Source organism: Pseudomonas sp. GB2N2, from assembly GCF_054897705.1.
This window is the reverse complement of sequence record NZ_CM142701.1, coordinates 3,916,681-3,929,428: the sequence shown is the minus strand read 5'-3', so window position 1 is coordinate 3,929,428 and position 12,748 is coordinate 3,916,681. Positions and strand designations below refer to the sequence as shown.

The 12,748-nt window shown below is 61.9% G+C and carries 11 protein-coding genes; all 11 read right to left on the bottom strand.

Features of this window, described 5'->3' with window-relative positions:
- Nucleotides 1–42 precede the first annotated feature (42 nt).
- On the bottom strand, nucleotides 43–912 hold the full coding sequence (urtD, locus tag ACYZT4_RS18180; protein WP_461981931.1) for an urea ABC transporter ATP-binding protein UrtD: 870 nt from the start codon (nucleotides 910–912) through the stop codon (nucleotides 43–45).
- A gap of 10 nt (nucleotides 913–922) precedes the next feature.
- Nucleotides 923–1,948, bottom strand: a complete 1,026-nt coding sequence (gene urtC / locus ACYZT4_RS18175; protein WP_461988727.1) for an urea ABC transporter permease subunit UrtC — start codon at nucleotides 1,946–1,948, stop codon at nucleotides 923–925.
- A gap of 53 nt (nucleotides 1,949–2,001) precedes the next feature.
- Nucleotides 2,002–3,504: an urea ABC transporter permease subunit UrtB gene (gene urtB / locus ACYZT4_RS18170; RefSeq protein WP_461981929.1), complete on the bottom strand. Its 1,503-nt coding sequence runs from the start codon at nucleotides 3,502–3,504 to the stop codon at nucleotides 2,002–2,004.
- Between the two features lie 165 nt (nucleotides 3,505–3,669).
- A complete protein-coding gene (urtA, locus tag ACYZT4_RS18165; protein ID WP_461981927.1) occupies nucleotides 3,670–4,935 on the bottom strand; it encodes an urea ABC transporter substrate-binding protein in 1,266 nt (421 codons plus the stop codon).
- Nucleotides 4,936–5,170: 235 nt separating this feature from the next.
- Entirely contained in the window at nucleotides 5,171–6,181 is a 1,011-nt protein-coding gene (locus tag ACYZT4_RS18160) for a FecCD family ABC transporter permease (RefSeq protein ID WP_461981925.1), read from the bottom strand.
- Nucleotides 6,178–7,125, bottom strand: a complete 948-nt coding sequence (locus ACYZT4_RS18155; protein ID WP_461981923.1) for an ABC transporter substrate-binding protein — start codon at nucleotides 7,123–7,125, stop codon at nucleotides 6,178–6,180. Before ACYZT4_RS18155 ends, ACYZT4_RS18160 begins: the two co-directional genes overlap by 4 nt.
- Nucleotides 7,122–7,910, bottom strand: coding sequence for an ABC transporter ATP-binding protein (locus tag ACYZT4_RS18150; protein WP_461981921.1), 789 nt, complete (start codon nucleotides 7,908–7,910; stop codon nucleotides 7,122–7,124). Before ACYZT4_RS18150 ends, ACYZT4_RS18155 begins: the two co-directional genes overlap by 4 nt.
- Before the next feature lie 99 nt (nucleotides 7,911–8,009).
- The gene (locus ACYZT4_RS18145; RefSeq protein ID WP_461981919.1) at nucleotides 8,010–9,389 is read right to left on the bottom strand and encodes a PepSY-associated TM helix domain-containing protein; all 1,380 of its coding nucleotides are present in this window, start codon (nucleotides 9,387–9,389) and stop codon (nucleotides 8,010–8,012) included.
- A 175-nt stretch (nucleotides 9,390–9,564) separates the two neighbouring features.
- Entirely contained in the window at nucleotides 9,565–11,682 is a 2,118-nt protein-coding gene (locus tag ACYZT4_RS18140; RefSeq protein ID WP_461981917.1) for a TonB-dependent copper receptor, read from the bottom strand.
- 84 nt (nucleotides 11,683–11,766) lie between these two features.
- Nucleotides 11,767–12,225 carry a DUF2946 domain-containing protein gene (locus ACYZT4_RS18135; protein ID WP_461981915.1) on the bottom strand — a complete coding sequence of 153 codons (459 nt, stop codon included), beginning with the start codon at nucleotides 12,223–12,225 and terminating at the stop codon, nucleotides 11,767–11,769.
- Between the two features lie 21 nt (nucleotides 12,226–12,246).
- Nucleotides 12,247–12,723: a copper chaperone PCu(A)C gene (locus ACYZT4_RS18130; protein WP_461981913.1), complete on the bottom strand. Its 477-nt coding sequence runs from the start codon at nucleotides 12,721–12,723 to the stop codon at nucleotides 12,247–12,249.
- Nucleotides 12,724–12,748: the final 25 nt, after the last annotated feature.

The following is a 12,748-nucleotide window of genomic DNA, read 5'->3' as shown; positions in this document are numbered from 1 at the left end:
TTTCACTTGCCGCTCGAAGCTTGCGGCTTGTAGCTGGCCGATTCACCGCCCCAAATAAACCTCAATAACTCTCTCATCGGCCTGCACCTGCTCCAGCGATCCTTCCGCCAGCACGCTGCCCTGGTGCAATACGGTGACGTGATCGGCAATCGAGCCGACAAAGCCCATGTCATGTTCCACCACCATCAGCGAATGCTTGCCCGCCAGGCGCTTGAACAACTCGGCGGTGAATTCGGTTTCGGCGTCGGTCATGCCCGCCACGGGTTCGTCCAGCAGCAGCAATTGCGGGTCTTGCATCAGCAGCATGCCGATTTCCAGAAACTGCTTCTGACCGTGGGACAACAAGCCGGCCGGGCGATTGACCGAGGTGGTCAGGCGAATGGTGTCCAGCACTTCGCCGATGCGATCTCTTTGCTCACCGCTCAAGCGCGCCCGCAAGCTGGCCCACACCGACTTGTCGGTTTTCTGCGCCAGCTCCAGGTTTTCAAACACGCTCAGCGCTTCGAACACCGTCGGCTTCTGAAACTTGCGACCAATGCCGGCCTGGGCAATCTGCACTTCGCTCATCTGCGTCAGGTCGAGGGTTTCACCAAACCAGGCCTTGCCGTGACTCGGCCGGGTCTTGCCGGTGATCACGTCCATCAGCGTGGTTTTGCCCGCACCGTTGGGGCCGATGATGCAGCGCAATTCGCCAACGCCGATGTACAGGTTCAACGCGTTCAGCGCCTTGAAGCCATCGAAGCTGACGCTGATGTCTTCCAGGGTCAGGATGGTGCCGTGGCGAGTGTCCAGCCCCGGGCCCACCCGTTGGCCGAGGCCGATGGCGTCGCGGCTGGTGCCGGCGTCCTTGTTCGGCTGCGGCGGATAGAAGGCCGGTTCGAGCATGAATTCAGCGGTCGCAGTGACTCTCATTTTACAAACCTCATTCATTACCCCTTTTCTTCAGCAGGCCGATCACGCCTTTGGGCAGGTACAGGGTCACGACAATGAACAGCGCGCCAAGGAAAAACAGCCAGTATTCCGGAAACGCCACTGTGAACCAGCTCTTCATGCCGTTGACGACACCGGCGCCGAGCAACGGACCGATCAGCGTGCCGCGCCCCCCGAGAGCCACCCAGACCGCCGCTTCGATCGAGTTGGTCGGCGACATCTCGCTCGGGTTGATGATCCCGACTTGCGGCACGTACAGCGCCCCGGCCAGACCGCACAGCACCGCGCTCAAGACCCAGACAAACAGCTTGAATCCGCGTGGGTCGTAGCCGCAAAACATCAGGCGGTTTTCCGCATCGCGCAACGCCGTGAGTACCCGGCCGAATTTGCTTTGCGCCAGGCGCCAGCCGATGAACAGGCTCGCCACCAGCAACACCACTGTGGCAAAAAACAGCACCGCGCGCGTCCCCGGTTCCGTGATGCCAAACCCGAGAATGCTGCGGAAATTGGTAAAGCCGTTATTGCCGCCAAATCCGGTTTCGTTACGGAAGAACAACAACATGCCGGCGAAGGTCAGTGCCTGGGTCATGATCGAGAAATACACGCCCTTGATCCGCGAACGGAAGGCGAAGAAACCGAACACCAACGCCAACAATCCAGGCGCCAACACCACCAGGCACATCGACCAGAGAAAGCTGCTGGTGCCGGTCCAGTACCACGGCAATTCGGTCCACGACAGGAACGTCATGAACGCCGGCAGGGCATCGCCCGAGGCCTGGCGCATCAAATACATGCCCATCGCATAACCACCGAGGGCAAAAAACATACCGTGCCCGAGGGACAGCAGACCGGCGTAACCCCACACCAGATCCAGCGCCAGGGCGACGATGGCGTAGCAAAGAATCTTGCCCACCAGGGTCAGCGTGTAAGCCGAGACGTGAAACGTGTTGTCCGGCGACAACAGCGACAGCAGCGGCAATGCCAGCAACAGAACGAGGACTATCGCGCCGACGGCCATCGTGATTTTGGGGCCGGCCTTTTGCGTGGCCGTTAGCATCAGGGGCTGGTTCATCAGTCGATTACCCGTCCTTTCAGTGCGAAGAGGCCTTGCGGACGTTTCTGGATGAACAGAATGATCAGCGCGAGGATCAGGATCTTGCCGAGCACCGCACCGATCTGCGGTTCGAGAATCTTGTTGGCGATGCCCAGGCCAAACGCTGCCAGCACGCTACCCGCCAGCTGCCCGACACCGCCAAGCACCACCACCAGGAACGAGTCGATGATGTAGCTCTGGCCGAGGTCCGGGCCGACGTTGCCGATCTGACTCAGGGCAACGCCGCCGAGGCCGGCGATGCCCGAGCCGAGGCCAAAGGCGAGCATGTCCACGCGCCCGGTCGGCACGCCGCAGCAGGCGGCCATGTTGCGGTTCTGAGTGACGGCACGCACGTTCAAACCCAGGCGCGTCCTGTTCAGCAGCAGCCAGGTCAGCACCACCACAAACAGCGCAAACGCGATGATCACGATGCGGTTGTACGGCAGCACCAGGTTCGGCAACACCTGAATCCCGCCCGACAACCACGCCGGGTTGGCCACTTCAACGTTCTGCGCGCCGAACACCAGGCGCACCAGTTGAATCAGCATCAGGCTGATGCCCCACGTCGCCAGCAGGGTTTCCAACGGGCGACCATAGAGGTGACGGATCACCGTGCGTTCCAGCGCCATGCCGATGGCTGCCGTGACGAAAAACGCCACCGGCAACGCCATCAGCGGATAGAACTCGATGGCTTGCGGCGCGAAGCGCTGGAACATCAGCTGCACCACGTACGTCGAGTACGCGCCAAGCATCAGCATCTCGCCGTGGGCCATGTTGATCACCCCGAGCAAGCCGAAGGTAATCGCCAGGCCGAGCGCCGCGAGCAGCAGGATCGAGCCCAGCGACATGCCGCTGAAAGCTTGGCCGAGGATCTCGCCGATCAGCAGTTTGCGTTTGACTTGCGCGAGGCTGGTTTCAGCGGCAGTGCGCACACCGGCGTCGGCTTCGACCCCCGGTTGCAGCAGACTTTCGAGGCGAGTGCGGGCCAGCGGGTCACCGGTTTCGCCGAGCAGGCGCACAGCGGCGAGGCGCACGGCCGGGTCGGCGTCGACCAGTTGCAGGTTGGCCAGCGCGAGACTCAGGGCGGCGTGAACGCTTTCGTCCTGTTCGCCGGCGAGTTGCTGGTCGAGGAATTTCAGTTGTGCCGGTTTGGCACTTTTCTGCAGTTGCTGCGCGGCGCCGAGACGGATTTTGGCGTCGGCGGCGAGCAGTTGATGACTGGCCAGCGCGGTGTCGATCAGACCCCGCAGGCGATTGTTCAGGCGCAGGGTTTTTAGTTGGCCTTCGACCATCAGTTCGCCTTGTTGCAAGGCGTTGATCAGTTCGATTCGGGCCGGAACGGGCTGCGCGGCCCAGGCTTCGAGCAGCTTGGCTTGCTCGACGGGGTTGGCGGCGACGAAGTCTTCGGTGTCGCCGGCTTGTGCGCCCAGCGGCAGCAATAGCAGGCAGGCGAGGATCAAACGGTAGAAGGCAATGGGCATATTGTTAGCCTTGCACGGACAAAGTTGTAGGAGTGAGCCTGCTCGCGATAGCGGTGTGTCAGACACATGGAGGTTGGATATGCCGACGCCTTCGCGAGCAGGCTCGCTCCTACAGGGGATTTGTGTCGGGCTTGAATAATCCGTTCAGGCCCGACATCCAGTGACTTAGTTGCTCTTCATCGCATAATCCGGCTTCTTGTCGTTGCCATCGATATACGGGCTCCACGGCTGGGCGCGGATCGGGCCTTCGGTCTGCCACACCACGTTGAACTGACCATCGGCCTGAATCTCGCCGATCATCACCGGCTTGTGCAGGTGGTGGTTGGTCTTGTCCATGGTCAGGGTGTAGCCGGACGGCGCGGCAAAGGTCTGGCCGGCGAGGGCTTCGCGGACTTTGTCGACGTCGGTCGACTTGGCTTTCTCGGCCGCCTGCGCCCACATGTGGATGCCCACGTAGGTAGCTTCCATCGGGTCGTTGGTCACCGCTTTGTCGGCGCCCGGCAGGTTGTGTTTCTTCGCGTAGGCTTTCCAGTCGGCGACGAATTTCTTGTTCGCCGGGTTCTCGACCGACTCGAAGTAGTTCCACGCCGCGAGGTTGCCCACCAGCGGTTTGGTGTCGATGCCGCGCAATTCTTCTTCGCCGACCGAGAACGCTACGACCGGAACGTCAGTCGCTTTCAAACCCTGGTTCGCCAGCTCTTTATAGAACGGCACGTTGGAGTCGCCGTTGACTGTGGAGATGACCGCGGTCTTGCCACCGGCCGAGAATTTCTTGATGTTGGCGACGATGGTTTGATAATCGGCGTGGCCGAACGGGGTGTAGACCTCTTCGATGTCCTTGTCTGCTACACCTTTGGAGTGCAGGAACGAGCGCAGGATTTTGTTGGTGGTGCGCGGGTACACGTAGTCGGTGCCGAGCAGGAAGTAACGCTTGGCGCTGCCGCCTTCTTCGCTCATCAGGTATTCAACGGCGGGGATCGCCTGCTGGTTCGGCGCGGCGCCGGTGTAGAACACGTTCGGCGACATCTCTTCGCCTTCGTACTGCACCGGGTAGAACAGCAGGCCGTTGAGTTCTTCGAACACCGGCAGTACCGATTTACGCGACACCGACGTCCAGCAACCAAACACCACGGCGACCTTGTCCTGAGTCAGCAACTGACGGCCCTTTTCCGCGAACAACGGCCAGTTCGACGCCGGGTCGACCACGACGGGTTCGAGCATCTTGCCGTTCACGCCGCCCTTGGCATTGATCTCGTCGATGGTCATCAACGCCATGTCTTTAAGGGATGTTTCGGAGATCGCCATGGTCCCGGACAACGAATGCAGAATCCCGACCTTGATGGTCTCTGCGGCCTGGACTGTCCAGGTCATGCCCATCGCGGCAATGCTTGCCGTGAGTGTGAAAGCCTTGATCAAGCTGCGACGCTTCATTGTGCGATCTCCGTGAACATTAGTATTTTTTTGATGGGCAGATGCGGACTACTGAAGGCTGTTTTGCAAGGGCTGTGCCCAGTCGGAAAAAGGCAGGGAAATGTCGTATTAGAGCGGTTGCGCGGTTTGGCGGCGCACCACGAAGGACCGCGTCAGGCGCGTTGGTGCGAAGAGGTGCGCCACATTGGGGCGCAATTTTTGACACGCCAAAAATCGAATGTGGGAGCTGTGTGCGTCACCGGCGGCGCATCAGGCCGATGAAGAACAGCCCGCCAATCGCGGCGGTGGCGACGCCGATGGGCAGGTCCTCGGGGGCGATCAGCGTGCGGGCGGCGACATCAACCCAGACCAGGAAAATGCTCCCCAGCAAGACGCACGCGGGCAACAACCGGCGATGCTCGGCCCCGACCAATCGCCGCGCAATGTGCGGCACCATCAATCCGACAAATCCGATGGAGCCAGAGATCGACACCAGCACTCCGGTCATCAGCGATGCAATCACGAATACCTGCAGCCGAACGGCCCGGGCATTCAGGCCGAGCGTCACGGCGGTCTGCTCACCCGCCATCAGCGCGTTCAGCGGACGCGCCATGCCCAACAACAAAACCAGCCCCAGCAGAACACTGGCGGCCGGCACCGCGAGCAATTCCCAGCGCGCCAGCCCGAGCCCGCCGAGCATCCAGAACATCACTGCCGAACTCGCACGGTGATCGCCAAGAAACAGCAACAGATTGGCAACCGCCATCATCACGAAAGACACCGCGACGCCGCACAGCAGCAGTCGATCACTGTCCAGCCGGCCGTGACGGTTGGCGATCATCAGCACGATCAGCATGCTCAACAGCGCGCCGATAAACGCGGCGATGGGCAAGGTCAGCAGGCCGACGATTTCATCCACATGCAGCACTACGATCACCGCACCGAGCGTTGCGCCCGAGGTGACGCCGAGCAAGTGCGGATCTGCCAGCGGGTTGCGCGTCACCGCTTGCAGCACCGCGCCGACCAGTGCCAGGCCAGCGCCGACCGATGCACCGAGCAACATCCGCGGCACGCGGATCAACCAGACGATGTGTTCCTGTCCCGCCGCCCAATTTACCTCGCCGAGGCCGAACACCTTGTGCAGCAAAATCCGCCACACCACGTCTACTGGCACCCGCGCCGGGCCGAAGCCCAGCGACACCACGCACGACACCCACAGCAATGCGCCGAGGGCGATCAGCAACAGGGCGTAGCGACGACCAATCATTCGCTGTGGAAACCTTTGGCCAGGGTTTCCACCGCCCGCACGTTGTCGATGCCGGGCGTGGCCTGCACGTAAGGAATAACGATGAACCGCTGGTTTTTGATCGCGTCCACCGATTGCAGCGCCTTGTTGTCGAGCAGGAATTGGACTTTCTGCGCAGCGGTGACTTCGCCATAGTCGACGATCACGATCACTTGCGGATTGCGCTCGACCACGTTTTCCCAATTGACGCGGGTCCAGCTCGCGTCGACGTCATCGAGAATGTTGCGCCCGCCCGCCGCGTCGATCAGCGCTTGCGGCATGCCGAGGCGACCGGAAGTCATGGCGCGGTCTTCGCCGCTGTCGTAGAGAAATATGCGCGGTTTGTCGGCGGGCAGGTTCTTGCGCACCTCGGCGACTTGCGCCTGCAGGTTGGCGATCAGGCGGTTGGCACGATCCTGCACGTCGAAGATTTTGCCGAGGTTGCGCAGGTCGTTGTAGGTGTCTTCCAACGTGGCTGCCGGGCGCTGCATGACAAAGGCGCAGGACTCGGTCAGCTCGTAGACGTTGATGCCCAGCGGTTGCAACGTCTGCGGCGTGAGGTCACCCCCGACGCGCATGCCGTAGTCCCAGCCGGCGAAGAAGAAATCGACGTTGGCATTGAGCAGGGTTTCCACCGACGGGTACTTCTCGGCCAGCTCCGGCAGGCCGTTGAGGATCGTCTGCATGTCGGGCGTGACCGACTTCCAGCCACTGACGCCGCTGTAGCCGGCCATGCTCGGTTTGAGGCCGAGGGCGAGCATCATCTGGGTCATGTTGATGTCGTGGCTGACCGCGTGTTTCGGCGCTTGCGCGAAGGTCACTTCGCGGTTGCAACTCTGGATCGTCAACGGGTAACGGGTGGCCTCGGCCTGCGCCTGGGCACTGCCCAGCAACACCGCGACGCACATCAGTGAGCGCACATTCATGGTTGGGTTATCCAGGTGATTCGTGGGTAGCCATGCAAAGGGTGTTCATCGATCAGCGCTTCGACGCCGAACACCTCACGCAGCAGCGGGGTGGTCAGGACTTCTTTCGGTGTACCGCTGGTGACGATACGACCGTGATCGATCACGTACAGCCGGTCGCAAAACGCGGCGGCGAGGTTGAGGTCATGGATGCTGGCGAGGGTGCCGATGTTCAGGCGCTTGACCAGTTGCAGCAACTCAAGCTGATAGCGCGGGTCGAGGTGATTGGTTGGCTCGTCGAGGATCAGCAATTGCGGTTGTTGCGCCAGAGCGCGGGCGAGGATCACTCGCTGCTTTTCCCCGCCGGAGAGGGTGGCGAAAGCGTGATCTTCGAAGCCTTTGAGGCCGACGGATGCCAGGGCTTGAGTGGCGAGTTTTTGGTCTTCCAGGGTGTCGCCGTCGAACAGGCCTTTGTGCGGTGTGCGGCCCATGCCGACCACTTCGTCGACGGTCAGGCCGAAGGCGTCGGGAAACTCCTGCAACACCACGGCGATGCGTTGCGCGCACCAGCGCGAGGATTGCTTCCAGACGTTGTGGTGATCGAGCCGGACCTCACCGCTTTCGGGTTTGCTGAAGCGCCAGGCGCAGCGCAGCAGGCTGGTCTTGCCGCTGCCATTGGGGCCGATCAACCCGACGAACTCACCAGCGGCCACGTGCAGCGAGGCATCACGCAGCTGGAACTGGTGATGACAGTGGCCATGGCCCAGAGGTGTCCAGGCGAGGTTTTTGAGGTTCAGCGAGGTCATGCGTTAACTCTGGAATATTGGGTGCTGCTGATGGCCCTGAAGAACTCATTTCAAGGCGCGGAGTTTACAGCGCCTTCTGCCGCGCGCATCTCGCTTGTTTCATGATGAAGATGAGGTCGATTCAGTTTGCCGGGTGAAACGCGAAAGCAGCACTCGATCCACCACCCAGACCACTACCAGCGAAGCCCCCACCAGCGGAAACAACACCGCCAGCACCAGCATGATCGCCACGCCGGTTTTCCAGGTCGGTAGATCGTGGCGCAGCGGCGGAACGCCCACCTTGCCTTGTGGGCGACGCTTCCACCAGATCACCATGCCGCTGACGGCGCTGAGCAGAATCATCAGGCAGATCAGCAGCACGATGATCTGATTGAACGCGCCGAACATCTTACCCTCGTGGAGCATCACGCCGATTTCCGTGGCGCGGGCGACGCTGCCGTACTGCTCGAAACGCACGTCGGCGAGCACATTGCCGGTGTACTGATCGACGTGCAGCGTGGCGTCGTTGCGCGGGTCATCGGCGAACACGGCGATGGTGAACACGCCGGTCGCGGTGGTCGGCAAGGTGATGCTGTAACCCGGTTCGACCTGGCGTTGCAGGGCGATGTTCTGCACGTCTTGCAGGCTGATGATCGGCGCTGCGGGGCCGGCGGGCGCGGCGCCGTGGGCCATGTGTTCGGCGTGGTCGCCGGACATCGGCATCGGTGTGTTTTCCATCGCCCATGGCACGGTCTGGCGGGTGGCGCTGTTGAGGCTGCGGGCCTCGACGTCGGAGGTCGGCACGTTGTCCCACATCGCCGCCGGGAACACGTTCCAGACCTGGGCGTATTGCTTGCCCCAAAACCCGGTCCAGGTCATGCCGCTGAGCAGCATCACCAACAACAATGCCGCGCCCCAAAACCCGGTGACTGCGTGCAGATCACGCCACAGCGCGCGTCCGCGATAGCTCAGGCGTGGCCAGAGAATCCCCGCCGCTTGACCGCGTGGCCACCAGAGGAAAACCCCCGAGACCACCAGCACGATGCCCCAACCGGCGGCCAGTTCCACCAGTCGGTCCCCGACCGTGCCGATCATCAGCTCACCATGAATCGCCCGCGCCACGGCTTGCAGATTCCACTTGGCGTCTTGCTCGCCGAGGATTTTGCCCTGGTACGGATCGACGAAGACGTTGAGCTCGGTGCCGGCGTTGAGTACCACAAATTGCGCGCTGCGTTCGGCGTTTACCGGCGGCAGGTATTGCTTGATCGTGCCGTGTGGGTACGCGTCTTTTACCCGCTTGAGCAGGTCGTCGGCGGCAACATTGTGGTGACCCGTCGGGACGTTCATCAGGTCGCCGTACATCAACGGATCGAGTTGCGGTTTGAACAGGTAGATGACCCCGGTCAGGGCCAGCATCACCATAAAAGGCGCGACGAACAGACCGGCATAAAAATGCCAGCGCCAGGCCAGGTTGTAGAAATTCGGTGTGGGCTGTTTCATCAGTTGTGCTCCGCTTGGCTTGGGTTTTTTTGTGGTCTGTGTAAGGCCCCTGTAGGAGCGAGCTTGCTCGCGAAAGTCGTGAACGATGACGCGACCATTCTGAATGAGCGCGGTGCCTTCAAGTTCTTCGTCGGAACGCCGCCCGGACCAAGCGCGCTCCTACAGGGCGAAGCTTTTAAAAGCTCATGTCCACCTTGGTCCAGAGCGTGCGCCCCGGTTCTTTAATGGCCTGCGGGTCATTGGCCGGATAGCCAAAACCGGCGTTCCCGGCCAGGTTCAAATGCTCGGCGTACGCTTTGCCGAACAGGTTGTCGACGCCACTGCTGACCCTCCAGTGCTGGTTGATCCGATAGGCGCCGTTGAGCGAGAACACACCAAAACCGGAGGTCTTGTCGAAGTCCTTGCCGACCACGTTGCCCTTGTTCTGGTCAATACGGTTTTGTGCCGCGACCACTCTCCACAGTGCGCCGGCGCTCCAGTTGTCTTCGCTGTAAGTCAGACCGAAACGTGCATCCAGCGGCGGCATCTGCGGCAGCGCCGTGCCGTCACTGCTGTTCTTGCCCCAGGCGTAGGCCAGGGTCGCGTCGGCCTTCCAGTTCGACGTCAGCTTGTAGGCCGCGCCGAGTTCACCGCCCATGATCCGCGCGTCGATGTTTTGCGCTTGCGAGGTCATGCCCATCATCCCGGGCGTGTAGTTGAACAGGATGTAATCGCGCACCTGCCCGACATAACCCGAGGCCCAGGCTTCGACGCCAGCGGTCTTGTATTGCAGGCCGAAGTCGAGCTGGGTGGTCTTCTCGGGTTTGATCGAATCGAAGGCATTCACCGAACCGGCGGGGCCGGAGTCGGGCGAAAACAGCTCCCAGTAATCCGGGAACCGCTGGGTATGACCGAGGCCGGCGTAGAGCGTGGTCGGGCTGTCGGCCAGGTCATGTTCGTAACGCACGAAGCCGCTGGGCAGCGTGTCGGCGCGGGTGTCGTCGGCGGTCGGGTTGGCGCGGGTCGTCATTCCAGAACCCGTGGTTTGGCGGAAATCCGTGGCCGAAGCACGGTCCAGACGCGCGCCGGTGATCAGCCGGTCACGGTCGGCGGCGTACCAGGTCAGTTCGCTGAATACGCCGTAGTTATGGAAATCGGCGTCCTTGGTGTAAGGCAGGTTTTTATAAGTGTCGATGCCCATGCTGCTGCGTTCGCGGTGCTCGTTGGTCTGCGCATCAAGGCCGCTGATCAATTGCACATCGGCCCAGCGCCAGGTGGCTTTGATCCGTGCGCCGAGGGTGCGGCGGTCGACATTCGAGGCCATCGGCCCGGCCATCATGCCGGTGCCGGACGGCGTGCGCAGGGTGTAGTTGTCCATCACGTGGTCGGCGTAGTTGTAGTAGATCTGCGCTTCGATCTTGTCCAGCACGTCGCCGATAGTGGATTTTTCGAAGCGCAGGCCGAGGCTCTCGCGCTTGAATTGCGAACCGTCCATGCCACGCCCGGCGTAACGCGCTTCGCCATCGCCCTTGCCGGCGGTGAGTTCCAGCAGCGTGTCGGCGTCCGGTGTCCAGCCCACGGCGACGTCACCGTTCCACTTGTCGTAACGCGAGGCCACGGTGTCGTTGTTGCCGTCGCGGTAATCGTCGGAGTGCGCGGTGTTGCCGATCACCCGCACGTAGCCCAACGGCCCGCCAGCGGCGGCGTCCACTACCCTGTCGAAACGGCCGTTGGAGCCGGCCAGGACGCTGGCGTTCACCCGAGTGCCGAGTTCGCCGAAGCTCTCCGGCTCGCGATCGAACAGGACCGTGCCAGCGGAGGCGCCCGGTCCCCAGAGCACCGTTTGCGGGCCTTTGATGACGGTCAGTTGGTCGTAGGTTTCCGGTGAGAGGTAGGAGGTCGGCGCGTCCATCCGGCCGGGGCAGGCGCCGAGCATCATGCCGCCATTGGTGAGGATGTTCAGTCGCGAGCCGAACATGCCGCGCAGCACCGGATCACCGTTGGTGCCGCCGTTGCGCACCAGGGCGAAGCCGGGGATGGTCTTCAAGTAGTCGCCACCGTCGCTGGCCGGCACCGGTTGGCGCGGGTCCTTGGGGTGGGTGACGATGGTCAGCGGCGAACTCGGGGCGATGGCGGTGATCACCGTCGGGCTCAGTTCCTCATTGTGGCCGGCGTGCTCGTCGGCCAGCGCCATCGGGGTCAGCAGTGCGCCGCAAAGAACGGCGCTGGCGTGCCTGAAATGAACGCGTGATGCGCTCGGGGCCGTGGATGCTTGGGCAATGCGCAAGCGTGGGTCAGCAGAAAACCTGGACATGACAATTTCCATCGAACAGTCGTAAACGACACGGCCGGCAGCCTGCGGCTGCCCTTTAAACCGTGTGAAATCAGCGGTGGGTGTTTACGTGACGATGGGCGGGGCACGCGTGCGGGCACCGGGGAAGAAGGTGGGGCGGGCGTGACCCAGGCGCGTGGCGGGGGGGCTGAAAGCAGTGGCGCGTGGGGTATCGAATGCAGCGAAACACTGGCCGCCGGTCAGCGCCGGGCAATTGAACAGCAGGCTGCAATAACCGCACTTTTCCCAGATCGCATGGTGCGAGGGTTGGGGTGGACAGTGCTCGGCGGCGGGTTGCGCGTCGTGGTCGGCGTGGTCCATCGCCGGCATGTCCATGCTCATGTTCATCGACATGTTCATGGAGATTTGCATCAACACGGAAGCGCGCTGATCCATCGGCATCGACTGAGAAATCAGCGGGCCGATAAAGATCATCAACATCGCGAACAGGCTGATCCAGCTGCCACGGGTCAGGCGCAAAGGCTGACGACGGTGGGCGGATGACCTGGCGCTAAGCGGGCGCATGGGCGACTTCAGCTCAGGCGATTACGGGTTATGCGCATGCGCCTGGCCGTCCGGTGCCTTTTTCTGCACCGCGACTTCGACAGTCACGTCACCGGCTTTCTCGAAGTGCATCGTCAGAGGGAAACGCTTGCCATCGCTGAGCAGGCTGCGGTCTTTCAGCTCCAGCAGCATGACGTGGTAGGCCATCGGTGCAAACGTGACGTCGCCACCCGCCGGGATGTCGACGGTCGGCACCTGCTGCATTTTCATCAAGTCGTTCTGCATCACGTGTTCGTGCAACTGGGCGAGACCGGCAACCGGCGAATCGACGCTGAGCAGTTTGTCAGCCGTCTTGCCTTTGTTTTGAATTACAAAGTAAGCCGCAACGGTCGGCGCATTCGGTGGCAATTCCTGCGACCAGGGGTGAGCGATTTCCAGTTCGCCAGCCTTGTATTCATGGGCATTGGCAAAGCAGGCAGGCAGCAGCAACGCAGCCAGAACGATGAGTGTGTTCAACATGGCAGTTCTCCGGATCGATTCAAGA